General features: G+C 43.4%; 12 protein-coding genes. 1 reads left to right on the top strand and 11 read right to left on the bottom strand.

The features are described 5' to 3' along the window. Positions 1-89: 89 nt before the first annotated feature. The 3 genes from NYE45_RS15895 to NYE45_RS15885 all read right to left on the bottom strand — a co-directional run bounded on the left by NYE45_RS15895 (position 90) and on the right by NYE45_RS15885 (position 3,968). Positions 90-2,021, bottom strand: coding sequence for a fructose-1,6-bisphosphatase (locus NYE45_RS15895; RefSeq protein ID WP_340013101.1), 1,932 nt, complete (start codon positions 2,019-2,021; stop codon positions 90-92). A gap of 255 nt (positions 2,022-2,276) precedes the next feature. Beyond that, positions 2,277-2,993, bottom strand: coding sequence for a class I SAM-dependent methyltransferase (locus tag NYE45_RS15890; protein ID WP_340013100.1), 717 nt, complete (start codon positions 2,991-2,993; stop codon positions 2,277-2,279). A gap of 66 nt (positions 2,994-3,059) precedes the next feature. Next, positions 3,060-3,968 (bottom strand): LysR family transcriptional regulator, encoded by a 909-nt coding sequence (locus tag NYE45_RS15885; protein ID WP_340013099.1) that lies wholly within the window; start codon positions 3,966-3,968, stop codon positions 3,060-3,062. A gap of 145 nt (positions 3,969-4,113) precedes the next feature. Here NYE45_RS15885 and NYE45_RS15880 point away from each other — a divergent pair, with 145 nt between their 5' ends. Then, on the top strand, positions 4,114-5,133 hold the full coding sequence (locus NYE45_RS15880; RefSeq protein WP_340013098.1) for an alpha/beta fold hydrolase: 1,020 nt from the start codon (positions 4,114-4,116) through the stop codon (positions 5,131-5,133). A gap of 130 nt (positions 5,134-5,263) precedes the next feature. Here the strand turns inward: NYE45_RS15880 and NYE45_RS15875 are convergent, their stop codons facing one another. The 8 genes from NYE45_RS15875 to NYE45_RS15840 all read right to left on the bottom strand — a co-directional run bounded on the left by NYE45_RS15875 (position 5,264) and on the right by NYE45_RS15840 (position 19,596). Next, entirely contained in the window at positions 5,264-7,312 is a 2,049-nt protein-coding gene (locus NYE45_RS15875) for a glycoside hydrolase family 16 protein (RefSeq protein WP_340013097.1), read from the bottom strand. A 200-nt stretch (positions 7,313-7,512) separates the two neighbouring features. Beyond that, positions 7,513-9,063, bottom strand: a complete 1,551-nt coding sequence (locus NYE45_RS15870) for a response regulator (protein WP_340013096.1) — start codon at positions 9,061-9,063, stop codon at positions 7,513-7,515. A gap of 3 nt (positions 9,064-9,066) precedes the next feature. Next, positions 9,067-10,884, bottom strand: a complete 1,818-nt coding sequence (locus NYE45_RS15865) for a histidine kinase (RefSeq protein ID WP_340013095.1) — start codon at positions 10,882-10,884, stop codon at positions 9,067-9,069. 95 nt (positions 10,885-10,979) lie between these two features. Next, positions 10,980-12,638 carry an extracellular solute-binding protein gene (locus NYE45_RS15860; RefSeq protein WP_340013093.1) on the bottom strand — a complete coding sequence of 553 codons (1,659 nt, stop codon included), beginning with the start codon at positions 12,636-12,638 and terminating at the stop codon, positions 10,980-10,982. 400 nt (positions 12,639-13,038) lie between these two features. Next, positions 13,039-16,842, bottom strand: a complete 3,804-nt coding sequence (locus tag NYE45_RS15855; RefSeq protein ID WP_340013091.1) for a GH32 C-terminal domain-containing protein — start codon at positions 16,840-16,842, stop codon at positions 13,039-13,041. Positions 16,843-17,664: 822 nt separating this feature from the next. Then, positions 17,665-18,033, bottom strand: a complete 369-nt coding sequence (locus NYE45_RS15850) for a hypothetical protein (RefSeq protein WP_340013090.1) — start codon at positions 18,031-18,033, stop codon at positions 17,665-17,667. Next, positions 18,017-18,382 (bottom strand): YolD-like family protein, encoded by a 366-nt coding sequence (locus NYE45_RS15845; protein ID WP_340013089.1) that lies wholly within the window; start codon positions 18,380-18,382, stop codon positions 18,017-18,019. The genes NYE45_RS15850 and NYE45_RS15845 overlap by 17 nt, the downstream gene beginning before the upstream one ends. Beyond that, positions 18,379-19,596 (bottom strand): DNA polymerase IV, encoded by a 1,218-nt coding sequence (locus NYE45_RS15840; protein WP_340013088.1) that lies wholly within the window; start codon positions 19,594-19,596, stop codon positions 18,379-18,381. The genes NYE45_RS15845 and NYE45_RS15840 overlap by 4 nt, the downstream gene beginning before the upstream one ends. Positions 19,597-19,883: the final 287 nt, after the last annotated feature.

The raw sequence follows: 19,883 nt of genomic DNA, 5'->3' as shown, positions 1-19,883 counted from the left end.
ATCTTATATTCACAGGCATCTTCGCATTTCCTCTACGTTGTTAAATCGCACTCAAACGGTTGATCCGGATGTGTACTTGTAACAATGTTTCATTTCATGTAGCGATAGTCTAGTAGGTCCTTCAAATTTGAGATTTTTTGCAGCAGTTTCTCCCCGACATTGGTTTCCCTCACCAGCTTCCGCGCCAGTTCTTTGTCCACCAATCTTTTTAGAGATAACACGTCCGTTCCGTTACATAACACATCTTCTTTTGAATTAAATTTCTTGTGAGCGACGAGCTGCATGCCAAAGGAATTGTACAACAAGGTATATCCCGCAATACCCGTTGTGGATTGATAGGCTTTGGAGAAACCACCGTCAATCACAATCATTTTTCCGTTTGCTTTAACAGGGTTCTCTCCACTAATTTCTTTGACTGGCGTGTGGCCGTTAATGACATGTCCATGATCTGGATTCAAATCAAACTCCTGTAAGATTTTTCGACAGATCTCTTCATTTTCACGTAAATGGTAGTACGGATTCTTTCTCTCCTTATGTGCTTCTTTATCTTGGATGAAATACCGTTCAAAAGTGGTCATTTCTCTCTTTCCAAAGAGCGAGGAGCATTCCCCTGTCCAGATGTACCATACCATGTCCGTCGCCAGATCTTCTGTCTCTTCCGGATGCGCAAAGGCGTAACGTAAGTTATCTTCAAAGACATCGAGCAATTGACGGCCCGCATATGTCTTGTCTTCAATCTGCATTTCTTCCATATTTCCTTCTTCATCCAAAGGAATACAGCCGTGGATTAACAAATTCCCGTTGTATTTTAAATAAAGGCTACCCTTTTTCATGAGAAAATTCATATGTCTGGCCATCTTTTCGGAATGCTGAACGGAGAACAGCAGCTTTTCCATCACCTGACGTTCTTCCTCCAGCAATTGTTCAGGCTTCTGCGGATTTACGGTTGCGAAACAGGTGTTTTCCAGCAGGTACGTTTTACCGCAGATGTTGATTTCATTGTTGTCGTAATCAATTTTCTCCAGCAAAAGTCTTTCAGACATATTAAAGTATGGGCGTCTCTTGATAATCGGGATTTCAAGTTTAAACTGAATCATGGCAATGGCTTGGTGAATTTTGGTGATCTGCAGAATTTCCTGCTCTGATACATTATGGCCAGCCTGTAGCTTAGGTCTGAAGGGCGGATTGTCTTCATAATATTTCTCCGCCAGGTTTAGCAGTGGGCGCAGATTGATTCCGTATACATCTTCAATGATGTCCAGATTGTCGTATCTGGCGCAGATCCGAATAATATTCGCAAGGCATGCCAGAGAACCTGCGTAGGCTCCGATCCAGAGGACATCATGGTTACCCCACTGAATGTCTACAGAATGGTAGTTGATAAGTGTATCCATAATTTTATCGGGGTACGGCCCCCGGTCATAGATATCTCCAACCACATGAAGATGGTCAACCACCAGGCGCTGGGTCGTATAAGCAAGGCCGATAATGAGGTTGTCCGCCTGGCCCAAGGATATAATTTGCCGATATATTTCCTCGTAATAAGGATCCTTATTGTTGGTCGAATCCGTCTTGTATAGAAGTTCTTCTACAATATATACATATTGCTCCGGCAGAGCTTTACGCAATTTTGAGCGCGTATATTTGGAAGAAGCGTAAGAAATAAGCTTCAACATGTGTTCAATCGTTTGTCTATACCACTGGTTTAGTGCCTGTTTATTACTCAGTTCCCCTATAACCAGCTGTATTTTTTCTTCCGGGTAATAAACCAACGCCGCAAAATCATTGATTTCTTGATCCGTCCAAACCTCTCGGAATATTTCTTTGATTTTCTCTTTGACGGTACCTGAACCGTTTCGAAGTACATGCTGAAAAGCCTGGAACTCCCCATGCAAATCACTGACAAAATGCTCGGTTCCCTTCGGGAGATTGGAGATCGCTTCAAGGTTGATGATCTCTGTTATGATTTTCTCTTCCGTATCATATTTCTCGGCCAATAAATCTAGAAACTGCTCATCCAAAACAGATGTCCCCCTTCAAGGTAGTATGGTGTTGTATAGCCGGGTCCAAAAGCTTTAGACCTTGGTAACTCTTTACCTGTATGGTTAAAAATAAAAATACTTATATGGTGATTATCAGCATTGCCTGCCTTCCCCCATCATACTCCAGTTGATCATATATGAACAAATTTCATTGAATGAACAATGTCTGTAGTTATTTTAGAAATAAGAATTGTGTTCAATCAGTTCTGGTCCCTTGAGATTTTTTACTAACTGCTATTTTACACAATGAAAAATAAGCGATCTATTCTCAGAATTTGCTTGTTTAAAATCCCAATCACCATATGTTTTAATTTTTGAAAAACCTATTTGTTTCAGCGATTCATCGAATTCTTCTTGATTTCGAAACCTCAGCTGCATTTTTTCATGAGCTAGCACTTCGTCTGTTTTTGTATTTTTTACTATTTCATAGAAAGTGTAAATATCTCCCTCAAACCCTTCATATTCTGTATGAATTTCTAAAGGATCTCCGCTTAGTCTATCTTTAGCTAAGTCAGGAGTTGTGTCCTTCTCCCATTCTTCCCATACGTTTACCAAAGGGTTTCTTGTATCAAAAATAAAGTGACCCCCCATTTTAAGGGATCGGAATACATCTGAGATTACTCTCTTCCAACTATCATCTGTAAGAAATACCTGTGCAACATTCGCTGTCATAATTACCGCATCATAGGTATTGGTTTGTAAATCCGCACTATCACCTATAATCCAATTTATATCTCCAGAATGATCTTTACTTCTCGCCAATTCAATCGCTTCTTCATTGGGATCTATAGCGGTAATTTTATAACCGCACTGATCAAGATGAGTAGTCCATTTTCCTGTTCCACAGCCCAGGTCAGCTATAAACTCTACTTGTAATCTCTTTAACAATGCAAGAAAAAATTCATCGTCTTTTCCCCAATGGTTAATCTGGTCGTATACTATTGGAATCATATAGAATGTCTACCCACTTTCAACAGCGTTTTACTGTACTCAACAGTTTGATGTCTCATACATAAGCTATACGGTTTTATTCTCATTCTGTGAACCAAAAACTTTCCTGGTTTCTTCTATAAAAGATAACATGATTGGTGAAAGCCACTTGTCTTTATGCCATAACATCTGCGTATATACCTGCAAGTCCGGAATTTGCCATGGGAGGACAACCAGTTCTCCGCGTTCAACTTCAGATTCCACGACGATCTCAGGAAGAAAGGCAATACCGATTCCTGAAATTGCACATTGTTTAATGGCTTCAGCACTTTGAAACTCTAAATATGTAATGCTATCAATGCCCTCTTTCTCAAATGAACGATCAAACATCGTTCGATATGGACAACCTTTCTCATTCGTCAGGAACACTTCTTCATGAAAATCTCCCAATTGCAGCACAGTTCGTTTGGCAAGTGGGTGATCTGGAGCAGCTAACAATCGGAAATGTTCTTCCAGCAAAGGTTCCACGGCAAGTCCACTCGAGCGAATGGGTTCATCCAACATATAAACAATATCCGTGGTTCCCTCAAATAGCGTTTGCTTAAGCTCTTGATTCGGCACTGAGCGGAAGATGAGACGAACTCCCGGATGCAGCGAACGAAACCTTTGGAAGACAGGTGGAAGCCGATAGGAGCAAATAACCTCATTTGCACTTATCGTTAAGGTACCACTTAGTTTTTCATTATCATGGACAGCACTACGAGCTTCGTCCATTTTTTCAAGAACGCCTTGGGCGTGTGTTAAAAAGCGTTTACCCGCAGTTGTGAGCGCGAGTTGCTTGCCCAACCGATCAAAGAGGCGAACCCCTAGCTCATCTTCCAATGCTTTAATTTGCATCGTGACGTTGGAAGGAACGTAGCTCAGTGCTTCTGCTGCCCTCGTGAAATTCAATGTTGTTGCAACTGTACAAAACGTATTCAGTTGACGCAATTCCATCCGATGATCCCCTCTTCATCTTTCAATTTTATTGAATACTATTATGAATTCTATTCACTTTTATTGACAGTATCACAGCTCTATACTGAGTACAAGAGATCACAGTGAACATGTGGTTTTTCATTTTGAAGGGAGCGATTATACGATGGACTATGAAATTTTTAACTTGGGTGATGTCATCTTACAATCAGGAATGACGTTACCAAACGCTTATCTCGCTTACAAAACACACGGAAAATTAAATGAACAGAAAGACAATGTTATTGTCTATCCAACGGCTTTTGGAGATCAGCATATTCAGAATGAATGGCTCATTGGCAGCGGGATGGCACTGGACCCAGAGAAATATTTTATTATCGTTCCCAATTTGCTGGGCAATGGACTCTCTTCCTCTCCCAGTAACACGCCTCCTCCATTCGATCGGGCTAACTTTCCACAGATAACCATCTATGATAACGTTCGATTCCAGCACCAACTGCTGACCGAAAAATTCGGTATTCAAAAGATTGATCTTGTCGTCGGGTGGTCGATGGGTGGCATTCAGGCATTTCAATGGGGGGCAAGTTACCCGGAGATGGTTGAACGTATCGCACCTTTCGGAGGTATCGCCAAACCTTGGCCTCACACATTTGTGGTCCTGGAAGGCATGAAAGCTTCGCTGCTATCTGCAGTCGGCTTCGACTCAAGTAAATTAAACCAACTAAGTTCTAGAGACATGCGTGCCGTTGGTCGGGTGTATGCAGGGTGGGGACTATCACATGCGTTTTATAGAGAAGAGCTTTACCGCGAGATGGGATTTGACACATTGGAGGATTTTGTAGCTGGTGTCTGGGAAAATAGCTTTATGAATATGGATCCGCATAATGTTCTGGCCATGTTATGGACAGGCCAACATGCAGATATCAGTGCAAACCCCTCTTATAACGGAGACTTTGATAAAGCACTTCAGAGCATAAATGCTCTTGCCTGTATCATGCCGGGAAGCACGGATCTCTTCTGCACAGCGGCCGATAATGAATACGAAGCTAAGCGTATACCTAATGCTGTCTTGAAACCAATCCAATCGATCTGGGGCCATTTTGCCGGTCGTGGAATCAACAGTGCCGATAATCAATTTATTGATGACAATCTAAAACACTTGTTGTCACTTAGCGCAAAAGTATAGATGGTCACCTGACTCATCGTATTCAGTTAACCAGTACGACCGATTCCCAGGGAGAAATATTGGGAATCGGTCGTAAGCCTATTTTAGAGTATGAGATCTGATCTTCATTCGCTGTATCCGAAATCGCAAATTACTGTTCTTTATACACGCGTACATAATCCACTTGCATGGTCGCCGGGATATCGGAGGCGTTCGGGGTACGGCCGCCGTCAAAGTTTCCGCCGACTGCCAAGTTCATAATGAGGTAGAACGGCTCATCGAAAGGTGCATTCGGATTATTCGGTGCAGCTGCGGAATACCACTGCTCGTTAGTGACTTTATAGTAAAACTTGCCGTCTACATACCATTTAATATTGTCCTCTTCCCAGACCACCGAGTATACATGATAATCATTGGCAATAGTTTGCCCTTCCGGGAAGTGATAATCGCCGCCCGAATACTGGTTCCCGGGCCATTGTCCACCAAAGTGTATGGTACCGCTTACTGATCCAGGCAGACGGCCTCTCGCTTCCATAACATCAATTTCTCCTGATGCAGCCCAAGTGCCGTATACCGAATCTTTTGGAAGCATCCACAGTGCTGGCCAGACGCCATCACCTGTAGGAAGCTTGGCACGAAAATCGACTCGGCCGTATTTCAAGGATAGTTTATCCTTGGTGTTAATCTTTCCCGAAGAATACTGTGCATACCGATTTGGGTCCTGCGGGAAAGATTTGCTGTCGTTCATGGCTTTGATATTCAGCTTTCCGTCCTGTACATACACATTTTGGGTGCTGTTCGTGTAGTGCTGCAGTTCTGCATTTCCCCATCCCCAGGTAGCCGGATCGTTATTGAGATAATATCCTGTTTCATAGTTCCATTTACTTGTATCCAGTGTAGTTCCGTTAAACTCATCCTGCCAGATGAGGTTCATGCCAGCGATTGCCGGGTCGGTTGGCGTTCCGATGGAGATATCCTCTTGGTCGGATACATCCGGACGTGGGGCATTTGGATTGCCGATGAAGGTATAGTTGACGAAGTTGTTGCCAATATTCCCACCCGCCTGACCGTTCAGCGGATAGCCGATACGAATCTGCATATTCTCTTGGATCGGCTGGAACCAAAGGCCATAGACGTAATCGGCCCAGTAACCCCACTGGTTGGCATCGGACATATTGTTATACCCATTACCGGAGTAAGCAAATTTGCTCTGGCTGGAGTTACTCAAATCAACCCATTGCCCATTCATGTTGATTTGGTATACAAAATTACCCAGTTCCTTGGCGATTGGCGTCCCCCCATCAATTTTCGGAAGCGGAACCCCAATGGAACCATTCGCATCTGCTGTGAAGGTTGTTCCTTCGTATGGCGTAATGACATATGAATTTCTTGTAGGTTCATTAAACGTAATGGTATAAACAAGATTAGCCGAAGAAGTCTTTGATTCCAATTTGACATTGATCGACTCCGTTACGTTAAACCAGTACCCACCGCCGCCATCCGTGAATTGGCCAAAATTTTGATCGTAGATCCAGCCGCTGGCTGCGTTGTTGTCAATATCAATCCAGGTGCTGCTGTTTACAGGTTTGACATACACCTTCAAATCATCCGCAACAGCTTCATAAATGACCGCAGGATTATTGTTGAACGTTGGATATGTAAAGCCTGCACCGCCTGTGAAACTTGCTGTGATTTGTGGACCTTGTGTGGGATTCATCGCTGTGATGGTTGTTTTGTTGATGTTTTGGAATACAAGTTGATACTCCAGCTTAACACCATTCGCTTTGGAGTACAGTTGAATTTCGGTAGTTGCAGAGAGGGTGAACCAATAGCCATTGAAGCCGCCATCGCTCCAGTGCCCCCAGTTTTGGTTATAGATATAACCGCCTGCCTGGTCGATATCAACCCAGTTGTTGCCCACTTTTACATTAACGCCTACATCACTGTAAACATCATTCCATGTCGCGGAGCCTCCATTGAACTTAGGCATAACAAATCCGTAGCTGGCCTTACCAACCCCAGATTTTGAAATAATAGGCCCGTCTGCTGGTGAGAAATACTCCATTGAGGTTACAGTAGTTCCCGCTGCCTGGACCTTTGAAGTTGGCAGTACGCCAATACTAGCCAGCATCACAACCACTAAGAACAAACCAAGTACCTTTTTCATAAACCGTTTCGCCGTAAAGTGAGATGGTTTCATAATTGCCCTCCTTTAATAGAATAATAGCTTCTCCCAATCCATGCACATGAGGAAAACGCTTACAAGTGGGAGTATCTTTATTCTATCGAATAGGTTCATTTGCTGAAAAGGTACAATTGTTTTTGTGGTATCCCATTTTTTTGGCTTTTGATTCAATTGGCATATTTAACAAGGGAGTTTGTCCGTTTGATTATGCTGTTTCATGCTTCGTGCTCTGCCTTCTGCCGCATCATCTGTCGGTACTCTGTGGGTTGGATCTGCATCACAAGTCGGAACGCGCGTGTAAAGCTTTTGTAGCTTTCATAGCCAACCATAGTAGCCACCTCAACAATTTTATGATCGGTTTCGGCGAGAAGCCGCCGCGCTTTATCCAGACGCACATCTCGCAGGTATTCAGCAAAACCTTTACCAATATTCTTCTTAAACAGATTTGAGAAATAAGCATAATTGAGCGATACATGATTGGATACCATCGCAAGGTCCAGCGGTTTGTGGTAACTCTCGTGTATAAAACGAATGGCTTCATTTAGATCCTGTGAATTGCGATAGCTGCACTTGTAGTCATAATATAACTGATTCAGCCGAAGCAGCTGCTGTTGCAGTGCTTGTATATACTCACGCATCCCTTGATAATCAAAGAGATTACGCAATGATTCAAGCTCCAGCACTTCTTCCCCCATATAAGGACGGATAACTCGTTCGTATTCCTCCATCATCTGAACGGTGGCGGCGCAGAGCTGTTGGGTATAGCGAATAGGATAGCGTTGCAGCACCTTTTTGTGAAATATTGCAGAAATACCCTGAGTAATTGTTCCGCTGTTATCTGTTCCAACCGACTGGAATAGTTGATATAGGTCTTCATAGGGAAGTTGCCACTGCTGTTCCATATGCTCAATATGGACTGGGAAGATACTGTACTGATCAGGAAACAGGTAACTGTGGCGATAGAGCTCAAGCACTTGGTTATAGCCGTCTGGTAGGTCTTTTAACCCCTGAATCGGGTTAGTCATGGCTGTTAGGACACTGATCTTTTCTTCCTTGAGCGATGCAGGCAAAACACTTGGATCTATGGACGCATCCACCGCAAGAATCAGGTATGGGCGATGTTGCAGGCAAATACAACCTTGTCTGCCAAACACGCGATAAGCAATGGCTTCCATGCTATGGGTGCTGCTTGCTCCGGGCTGATTCATGCAAACTTCTTCCCGCAGCAGGGCTAGGCGATAATTGCGCCATAACGCATAATGTTGTTCCTCAATCTGAAGAATCCATGCGTCATCACTTAACGCACCTTGCATAAACATTCTTAATTCTTTACGATCGGTCTCTTGGGCGAGACGGGATACACGCTGCATATTATGCGTAAGTGCCTGCCGTGTCTGGATCTCTTGCCATACATGCTCCAGAGAATGTTGCAGATCCTCTCGCTTCAAAGGTTTGAGCAAGTAGCCCTTTGCCCCAAGCCCGATCGCTTTTTGGGCATATGTAAAATCACTATAACCGCTGATAATGAGGTATTCGACATCCATGTATTCCTCTTTGGTTTGAGCCATGAGTGCCAACCCATCCATATCCGGCATCCTAATATCGGTAATAACGATGTGAATGCAATGCTGCCGCAAGAGGCACAGCGCCTCAATCCCACTCGCGGCACAGTATATGTTGCTCAGCTCCAGAGGAAATTGATGCAGCATGGCCTGCAGGCCGTCACGAATGTGTTTTTGATCATCCACAATCAGGATATTAATCATGCTCTACCACCCTCCAAGATTTACATTTTCCCAAGGCAAACGTATCGTTACGAAGGTATATGCACCTTGCACACTATCAATCCAAAGACCGCAATTCTTGCCATAATGAAGCTGCAACCGCTTATTCACATTTTCCAAACCAAGTCCGCTCCTGCTAGTCACTATCGGTGTATCCGATTCGCTCCGCAATAATGCCTGAAGACGGTGTAACATCTCAGGCTCTAACACCTGTCCGTCATCTCTTATGTTAATGAAAAGCAGACTGTCATTCTCCACAGAAAAGGTAATCTCTATAGTTATCCTGCCGCCTGAAGGTGCCCCGTGATGAACTGCATTTTCAACGATGGGCTGCATACACATCTTGGGAATGGCGTAGCGAAGTATCTCCTGAGGAAGATCCGCCTTCATAACGATACTGCCGCCTTCCATAAAGTTGATAAATTCAATATAACTTTGGATATTGGCAAGCTCCTCACGCAGAGCAACGGTATCGCTACGCCACTGCATGCTGTAACGTAGCTGGGATCCCAACGAAACCAATGAATTGGCTATAGCAGGCTGCCGCTGTACCTCTGCCACCATACGGATCGATTCCAAGGCGTTATATAAAAAATGAGAATTAATCTGCGAATGCAGGGAGTGCAATTGTGCGTTTTTGGCAATTAACTGCTTATCCACGACCTGTGTCATTAGACGTTTGACCTCATGTAACATTTTATTGTAATTCACTGCCACCTCATCGATTTCATCCCCTCTTTCGTTCTCATCAAGGCCTGTATCAATTATTGCATCCAGCTCGCCTTTCCGTACCTGACGCATGGAACCCAGTACGATGTCCAACCGCCGGAAAATACGCCGCGTTGTTTGGGATACGAGTAGCATAATCAGCAGCAATACACCTAATGTGATCGTTACCACAAATGCATACCAACTGCGGGGCCCATTCATCAATGCCTGATGGGAAGCAATATCAACCACATAAGTGTTCAACGGAGCGATGTATCGATACAATGCATAGAAGCTGTGATCTCCCACCTTAACTTGAAGCGGTCTTTCCTGCGGCAATATATCCAGCTGGCGATGAATACTGCCAAGGATCTCCGCCATCCCATGCCCATACTTCTCAGAAAACTCATGTTGGGAATTGTAAACATACTGGGGAGGATCGCTCGCGTTCATCAACACCGAAAAGAAGTCCCCCTCGCTCTCCTGGAGCAGGTCGCTGAAAAACATGCTGTGCGGGACTCGCACTTCCATAATACTAGGGCGTTTTTGCTCCTGCCCTTGAAGGCGAACCAGACGATAGTAGGATAATGTATGTTCACCATCCCTAAAAGAAAATAAACGGTAAGCCGCACCACCTTCGTCCCGAAGCTTTACCCAATAATCCTGCGGCCAAAATTTCTTATAATGATAGATTTCAGGCCAGATTTCATACAAGTTTGGGTTATCGACGTAAAAGCTAAGCTCACTGATCATCGTATTGCTTTGAATGATATTGAGCATTTGCTCAAACTGGTTTTGCTTAAACTTCACCAGACGCAGTCCATCCACAAGCATATTGGAATGAATAAAATCCACAAATGACTTTTGAGTAAGGGCTGTATTGGAAGCGTTCTCAATTGTATCCATTCTTCTGCGCAATTGTTCATTCAGCCATGTAACATGGCTGTTGCCTGTCGCCATAGCGTCCTTGTATAGCTGGGTTTCTTGCATGCGGATATACACAAAGGATATCAAAATAACAGGAATGGCAATCATCAGGCTAAAGGCCAGAAACAGCTTTTGGGATATACGGGCATTGCGATAAAGCTTTCTCAATCTCGTCAGCAGGTATTTCATTCTGATGTATTCACCACCTTTGTTAAACCGTATATTACTAGTTATCACGTAGGTAACAATGTATTAGGGAATGGTTATCTGGCTATCTTGGCTTTTCGCAGTTCCAGTTCAGCCTGGCGATATTCCATCACCTGGTTAAAGCCGTAGTTCACACGACGTATCAGAAAATTCTCGAAAATTTTGTCAAAGGCAGCTTCATCCTTCGCTGTAATCAGCTCTGGCAGTACTTCTTCCCAATTCTGAGAAATACGTGACCAGGCTAACGCTATATCGGAATCTCCTACAGGATCTAGTCCTTTATAGATGCCGCTGTCCAGATCGGCCTGTTGGTTGGCGAAATCCTCCATTTGCTTAATGGATGGGGCATTCTCTGGTCTCCACTTGTTAACGAAAGAAGGGTTTCGCAGCATCCAGTAGGTATCCATAATGCCATATTCCTTTTCCAGCCGCTCCCGATCCGTTTCATGCAACTGGACCATTGCCGCCGTCAACTGCGGTTTACCGTTCTTCATCGCCCAGGTTTCACCTTCTTTGCCCAAAAATAAATCCCTTTGGCCTTCTTCGCTGGCCAGATAGGTCAAAAATCGGATGGCTCGTTCAGGGTTTTCCGTGGATCTGCTAATCATCGTCACCATCCAGCCATCCATGCTGCCGGGGAACAGTTTGGCGGATTCTCCCCTGCTGCTCCGGGGTCCATCTACAGCAATATAGTATGAATTCTGATTCGTAAGGACTTCCAATTTCGAATTGAGGTCCGATATGTCTGTCCATTCCCGAATCATCATAAAATATTGGGCATGGTTGGTTTTATCCTGCACCTGTGCACTGGAGTCGACCAGAAAATCAACATTAATCAGGCCCTGCTCGTAAGCGATACGAAATGTTTTCAGCCACTCGATATAATCGGGATCTGTCATTCGGTCATATACTTTACCGTTCTGTTCATGGGGGATTGCAAGGAGATTTTGCAAATAATCGGTCATCCCATAGGATGCATTCCCCTGTGCCCAAAATGGACTGATGAGCTGACCTTTATAAACGGAATATTGATTCTTCAGCAGCTGCAATGCATTTAGAAAACCTTTCGGTGTGGTAAGGTCCGGTTTGCCCATCGACTCATACAGATCTTTACGTACGAGAAAGGTTTGGTTCGCTCCCGTCAAGCCGGTTGAACGCATCTGTTCAGGACTGTACGCATCATTGGGTATGACATAGGTATGGCCGTCTTCCTGCCGATACCATTGTAGAGCACCATCTCCTGCTACCTTGTAAAAGTAAGGATCATATTGGTTGGCTAACTCATCCAGGGCATAGATGAGATTGCTCTCCCGAAGTTTGTTAATCGCACTCTCCCAGGAACCGATGGTTATCAAATCCGGCAGGCTACCGGTCGTCAACATCCGTGATAACATCTCGCTTGGTTCACCAGTGGATACTTCAAATTTGATATTGACCCCTGTCTTTTGGGTGACATATTTGGAAGTCAGGCTCTCACCCCAAGTGTGCCCGTACCATTCGGCTCCAACGAACCACGTTAGATTCACAGGGGTTGTATCCAGCGTCCATGACGGTTCTTCCAGATTCAGATTAAGGATCTGTATCTGCTCCGTGAAGTCAGCCTTTGTCGAAGACCCCCTATCTTCCGATTGCACTGACTCAGAACAAGCAGCCAAGCCTGACATCAGACACATCATCAATAAGGGTAAAATAAAAGGACTTCGAAATAAGAACACCTAAGTGCCTCCTTTCTATAGTGCCATCTCCAATCCCTATCTGCACCGGCATTCATACTAGTGGTGGTACAACCGATTTTACTATCATTGGATTAAAATGGAAATGCTTTCGTGATCGAATATATTTCAGATACCTTGTCAATCAAATCCGTGTGGTTCAATGGTTCGCAAAAACTAGGCTAAAACTAGTAGATTATATCTTCCTAATTGTAAAATCACTAAGAAGAGGGAGTGCAAAATGCAGTCCCTCTTCAACTTTAATCTATTTATCTTAATGAAACAGATACCCTTTCTAATCGTCATTGGTACCATGTTCTTATCCCCTATATTAATAGCGGCATTTTCTAAGATCACTTAATTGGAATATTTATGAGTTACGCCATCATGGAATAAATTTTGATTATTTTTTTACTATCCATTTTTGTCGATCAAGTGATGGATTTAGTTCACTTAGGAAGAGTACGGTCCCATCTTCCGATACTTCTAATGCTTTTTGATGATGAACCGAGGTAATATGAACTGATCCGTCTTTGTTCTGGTGAAGGACCCAACGCTGGTTGTTGTACCCTAAGTAATGATATAGCTGAAGTTTGTTTTGCCCTATATCCAGATCAAGCGTCTGACCGGCCGTAGTACGAATCGAATACGAACCTGCTTCGTCGCCTGTCGGAACAAATACCCACTTCTGGACGGAAACTGCACTTGAATCCTGCAAGGCAACGGGCTCCCCGTTGACAAGGTTCACTGCATAAATGGATTTCTGTGTTGCGGCATTTACAAGGCTGGACTTGGTGATGTTTGCAGGTTCACCGTTGCTCACATTGACGTTCTGATAAGATGCGGAGCCGCCAAATACATGGAGTCCAAAGTGGCCTTCTGCAAAAGTACCATCCATGATATCTATGACTTTTTGATTGTGCACGTAAACTACAATATGCGGCCCATTCGCTTCTATTTTCACCTTATACGTTTGACCTGGCTGAATGAAAGTGGGTACTTTTGCAAGAACCTGCCGTTCTTCAAAACCTCCATTGATTTTATAGAACAGACGGATTGCCTTCATGTTAGGGTCTAGATTCAGATAATAACCACTGCGACCATCTTCGCTAGCCCTGAACAAAATAGAACCTGCCCCTCCTGTCTCACCGAGCATCATGTCTGCTTCATACGTAAAATTCCCAGCCTTCTCTGTGGCAATATAATTCGCATCGCTAAAATATTTACCACGAATCCCATGTTCACTAACTAACCATGAAGCAGCAGATAGATCTTTAGTCCATCCACTCAGGTTTGTCCGGAACTCGCCACCTATGACTTTAACGAGCACACTAGTGGAAGTTTTACCATTCGGAGTAGATACGGTGACTGTGGACTCCCCTTCTTTTTTCGCCTTAATAACTGCGTGTGAGTTGTCTACCAAGTCTATGGCTATTACTCCCTTATTACTGGAATTCCACTTAAGCGGTTGAACGCCTAAACCTGGTCCGTACTCGACCATCGCCTGCAGTGTATCCGACTCGCCTACCCCCAGTTCCCGAACCCTCGTATCCATTTTGATCTGAGCTTTTGAAGGAACTTCCCCATTCCAGACAGATTCAAGTTGATGCACTTTCAAGGAAACAACGTTCACATTCCCACCTTTCACGTAAAAACTCATCGCTCTACTAGCAGGATCCGGAAATATAACATCTGAAAAGACGACTTTGCCGTCATTACCAAAGGCTTCAACAGAAGACTCATCCACAAGGATACGCATCTTAATCCGGTTATTCTCCATTTGCGTAGGCGCTTCATGTTTCTTACTGAAAAGGTTAGAAAAATCCGTTTCACCGGATGCAGTTCGGTCCACGAACATATGACTATCGCTTGCCTTATAACCCACGACCGTCTTCTGATTTGCACCCTCACGAATGTTAAAGCCAAACTCGGTCGCTGTGCTGGTTTCAGGGATTTCAATTTCAGCTTCAATTTCGTATGCACCTGAAATAATACCTTTTAACAGATTCTCGGAAGAAGGGCTCACCGACTTGTTGGAAGCAGAATACAAAGGTTTACGCAGTGAGTCCAATTCTTTGATTGGACTTTGCACCATCCGAATTCCATCTTTGGTTGTTACCAATGATACTTCTCTCGGAATGGTTAGTTCACCTTTCCAATTGGACGTTGGGAAAGCAAACGGATAGTCCCAATTCGTCATCCACGCCATCATCACTGTGCGATGATCAGGCATATTAGCGAAAGACATCGAAGCGTAAAATTCTTTACCAAAATCTGTTCTTAGCACCTTACCCGCCGGATTATCGTTCACGAATTTACCATCAGCTGTTAAATCACCGATAAAATACTCGGCATCTGATCCGCCTGTTTTGGGATTCGCTCCTGTACTGATCATCATAACCCACTTCTTCTGTGACGTTCCGTCTACCGGAAGCTGGAACAAATCAGGGCATTCCCATACTCCACCGCGGACGTAATCCCCATATCCCCAATTATCTGTCAATTTCCAGTCAAGTAAATTCGTTGACGTATAGAAACGAATATGATCTCCTCCGGACACAACCATAACCCAGCGGTTATTCTCATCATCACGGATCACTTTCGGATCGCGGAAATCCCAATTCCCAACTTCATTTCCGCTCTTACCTGGGTTCTCGATCACAATCGGGTGTTCCTTCGAATACTTCCAAGTACGACCTTGGTCTTTACTGTAAGCCCAACCTATGCGCTGGTTCCCATTCGGGCTATCCGGATTAAAGGAAGTATAATATGCAATAAGGCCCTTGCCTCCTGAATCTCCGAATAAACCAGATGCATTTGTCATATCCGCAACAGCCGACCCAGACCAGACATGTCCGTGATCATTCCAGGGAAGTGCAATCGGAAGCCGTTTCCAGTTCAGCATATCTTTACTTACAGCATGCGCCCATGTTCCTCCATCCTGATGGAAGAGATGATATTCTCCTTCGAAGTAGACAAGTCCATTCGGATCACTCGCTGAACCACGTATTGGCGTGTAGTGATATTGTGGACGATATATCTCATTGTAATATTGGCTCAGTTCCGTCACATAAGTATCCTGGAAGTACGCCGTCCCCTTTTTTACGACGATTCCAGTACTTCCACTCCTGTAGGTTGTATCTTTCGCGTCAATCGCGGCCGTAGTGTACCCGTCCAGGAAGACCTGAATTCGATCTCCCTTTGCCTTGATTTCCACATGATGTTTGGCTCCCATCTGACTTGGATAAGTACGTTGCGAACTGACAATTACTGTTCCTTTTGTATTCGTCAAACTTACACGGACCTGATCTCCTTCCTTCGTAAGAGTAGCTTCATATCCTTCAGATCCATCGCTTGAAGATCGAAATGCGAGAGCTGCAATAGAATCCGAATGAAGGGTAATATTCCCTTCATACACCATATCAGTCGCATTTTTATTATAGATTTGCTGTGCTTTGCTCTCCTGTTCTACCGTCCCTCTTTTGCCGTTAATATCAGGCTGCCATTTTCCCTTGCTAGAAAGCACCGTACCCAAATTACCTTTCAGATCACTCACTACGATGTTCGAAAACAAGGCGGATCCATCCCATACATGGAGTCCAAGCTTTCCGCTTTGATACGAAATGTCCTGAACATCAATTAATGGTTTATATTGATTGCCCCAATATACTTTTAGCGAGGAACCCACTGCCTTCACTTTGAGATGATAGATTTGACCCATTTCAACAGAAACTTTACGCTCCTCCTTTAATTTCCCATCTCCATTTCTTGCATCTCTTAACCGAATCAGACCTGCGTCCGGAACGATTTGCAGCATGTACGAGCTAAAGCCATCCTCATTAGAACGAAACAACAATGTTGCGTCTGCCTTCGTATCCCTGATCATGACATCAGCTTCATAGATAAAGTCATCGGACACCGTCTCTGAGATGGCCATTACATTTTCTTTAGGCTGCGAAGTTAGCAAGATTCCTTCTGAAGTATCCTCTAATCCCCCTTTTCCTTTCACTTGCCAGCCGATCAGATTGGTATTTAATTTGGATGCGCTTTCAAAAATGTCAAGCTCCTCCTTTGCCTGTTTATTTGTTTCCTGATCAGCGAGCACAGCACCAGCCGCAATTGAGTTAGATGTAAAAATACCGTTTGAAGTCAGAGCTAATCCCGTTGCCATCAGAAGACATATTGTGAATCTAGATTTATCTTTCATTCCTTACCCTCTTTTCTAATGGAATTGTAAAAGATGTCTAACATGTATTCCTTCTTAACAAAATAATCCACTCGTTTTCATTTGTCAAATTTTTTTTTGGATAAATGAACATTGTTTTATATGTTTATATCTATTTAAGTTTACATTTGCACATTTTATGGCTGGATAATTGAAAATAACAACTTTTATTTAAGTTGATCTAATGATTTCTTGATTGTTTTTAAATCGAATGATTACAAATGTAAATTAAAGATGGTTGTTGAAAAGCGCCAATTCGGGAGTCAGTGCATCTCCTTGAGTTTGAATTCAAATGTTGCCATTAGTTGGGTACGTACAATCAAAAGTGTCCTTGGCTCGGGACAAGACATTATGATAAAGGTTCCCCGCGATAGCTGAAGAACCCACTTTAAAAGAATTGAGGGCGCTAACCTTCAGCACCCTCAATTCTACACGTTATATAGATTTACCACTGGGCATGTGCATCAATCAGGGCTCGCCGAAGTTGTATTATAATACTGCTGGCTGTCAAGATAACGGAACGATGCCGTGCTAATCCAGATATGTTCATACCACTTCTCTGAAGGATACATGCTTTTTTTAGTCGCGAAAATATGGATAAATGTGTATATATGTATGTATATACCTCGTGATTTCTCTCATTTTGTATGGTTTAATATGCCAATCTCAAAATTTGAGACAAAAAATACCGACCCTTCAATTTCAAAGGTCGGTTTACCCAAATCGGGAGAAGAAAACAATGGTTATAGCTGTATTATATCCACCCTATACCGTTATATACCGTATTCTGCTCTAACTATATGTTTATCTTGGCATATCAGTAATATCAACGCTCATATGTTCAGTAAGCATTAAGGTTACATCCACTTTCACTTTGCTCCACAATAATGTCATTTTGTGAAGGTAACCTCTTACCGAATAGTCTACCGTTAAACTCAGCTCAGATCTCTTTTCATCTATGATTTTAATATGATGTTCCTTTAGCCTTTGTTTCGACGTGTACATCTCTAAAGCAATTTTCTTTTGGGTACCGTCCAGGTAATCAATATACACCGATTTCATCTTAAAGTTTGAAGCGTATATTTTATGCTTATCTACCTCCAGAGCACCTAAAAGATACGGAAGCTCTACCAACCTCTTGACGAGTGCAAGTTCCTCAGAAGTTTGTCTCACCGTACACACCTCCTTCTTCAAACGTTACAGTGACCAATTGATCAAAATCGACCCATTCAAATCCATTATCCATTTCAATTTTGATTTTCTTTCCAAAGGCACTGATTGAAGTGACGATCCCGTGTATATACCGATTGCCTGACTCATGAAACACTTCAAAGGTGGCTTGTAAAGTATAGTTGAGGGACATATCTATATGTTGAGCGATAATCTCCCACTCATCTTCATGAATCAGAGGTTTCGCTTGAACATGAATTTGAGTACGATGCTGTATAATTCGTTCTTTATGTTGTGGAAGCATCATGCGGCTCGATTCCCATAATCCATTGGCCTCCAGTTTTTTGCTCATTTGTAATGCCCCCCAATTTTAGATGCTCGATCGATCGCTTGGCCAGCAGCCGTAATGGAGCTCGCTCGTAGAATGGCAATGTCGCCAAATCGATCCTTAATGTCGTCCATCACCTGATCAATGGCTCTTTTCTGCTCTTGATCATCAAAGAAAGATAGTTGATATGTATCCGCGTTGGATAATTGAGACAGGGATACGCCTACACGGCGCACAGGTTGCCCATCCCAATGTTGATGGAATATGCGTTTGGCTATCTTGCATACATCAACGGTTATGTTTGTAGGATCAGACAGTTTAACCTGCCTGTGAAAACCAGTGGGGTGATCAAAATCTGCTCCCGATACACTCACAGATATGACACTACCCATCAGCCCCTTTTTACGGGCTCTTCTGCACACTTCTGTACAGATATCGAGAATAACCACTTCGATCTCCCATGCTTCTGTGAAATCTCTGGGCAGGGTCATTCCGTTTCCAATATCCTTTTGTGTACTGTGTGTGTTGACGGTTACCGGTGAATTGTCGAGTCCATTCGCAACTCTCCAGATGACTTCTCCATTAACACCCCACTTGCTTTTTAATTTGGAAAGAGGCGTATTCGCTAGGTCTTTAATGGTTCGGATGCCCATCTTCCATAGATGTTTTTCCATTCTTGAGCCAATCCCCCACATATCGCGGATGGGCTTATCACCAATGTGAAGATGTAACTCCTCTTTCTTTAAGTGAAAAATGCCACCTTCTGCTTTTTTAGCAATCATATCGCAGCACAATTTACTGATAATTTTGTTTTCACCGATGCCCGCTCTGGCGTAAACGCCTGTTTCATTGTAGATTTTGTCTTGAATTTGTTTGGCCAAATCGATTGGATCATTACCAAATAAATGCATAGACCCTGTAAAATCAGCGAATAATTCGTCTATACTGTATGGCTCAACCAGATCGGTGAATTCCTCAATAATGGACATGATTTGGGTGGAAACTTCAATGTATTCTTGCATGTGAGGTTTTACAATGATCAGTTCAGGGCACTTCTGAAGAGACTTCCAGAGTGGTTCCGCGGTAGATACCCCCTTTGCTTTGGCTAATGGACAAGCGGCAAGGATAATGCCAGAACGTCTTGCTGGATCGCCTGCAACGGCGAGTGGTCTATTTTTGTATTGGGGCATTTTTGCCTTTTCGACTGAAGCATAAAAGCTCTGCATATCAATGAGCATGATGGTTCGCTGCTTAGTCCACACTGAAATCACTCCTGTACATTTGAGAACGTATGTTTGTATATATTATAAACCGAACACATGTTCTTTATGCAAGAGGTAAATATTTATATTAGGTATACGACTAAATGACGGATTCAAATCATACTATGTCATTCCAGTTACAGTTCATTTCTCTTGAGCCCGGCAATCAGTAGAATGGTTTCGTCCTTTTCGTTGCCATAACTGTCATAGGCGAGATTAATACCGTTTACTTTCGAGATATTTACGCAAAAAAGAGCGAGCCA

The organism is Paenibacillus sp. FSL K6-1318, assembly GCF_037976905.1.
Taxonomy (GTDB): Bacteria; Bacillota; Bacilli; order Paenibacillales; family Paenibacillaceae; genus Paenibacillus; species Paenibacillus amylolyticus_A.
This window is presented reverse-complemented; position numbering and strand designations above follow the sequence as displayed.

Excerpts from the sequence above, each read along its gene's own strand:
- NYE45_RS15845 (WP_340013089.1), bottom strand. The coding sequence starts at position 18,382 with ATGAGCAAAAAACTGGAGGCCAATGGATTATGGGAATCGAGCCGCATG.
- NYE45_RS15875 (WP_340013097.1), bottom strand. The coding sequence starts at position 7,312 with ATGAAACCATCTCACTTTACGGCGAAACGGTTTATGAAAAAGGTACTT.
- NYE45_RS15880 (WP_340013098.1), top strand. The coding sequence starts at position 4,114 with ATGGACTATGAAATTTTTAACTTGGGTGATGTCATCTTACAATCAGGA.
- NYE45_RS15890 (WP_340013100.1), bottom strand. The coding sequence starts at position 2,993 with ATGATTCCAATAGTATACGACCAGATTAACCATTGGGGAAAAGACGAT.
- NYE45_RS15885 (WP_340013099.1), bottom strand. The coding sequence starts at position 3,968 with ATGGAATTGCGTCAACTGAATACGTTTTGTACAGTTGCAACAACATTG.
- NYE45_RS15855 (WP_340013091.1), bottom strand. The coding sequence starts at position 16,842 with ATGAAAGATAAATCTAGATTCACAATATGTCTTCTGATGGCAACGGGA.
- NYE45_RS15870 (WP_340013096.1), bottom strand. The coding sequence starts at position 9,063 with ATGATTAATATCCTGATTGTGGATGATCAAAAACACATTCGTGACGGC.
- NYE45_RS15840 (WP_340013088.1), bottom strand. The coding sequence starts at position 19,596 with ATGCTCATTGATATGCAGAGCTTTTATGCTTCAGTCGAAAAGGCAAAA.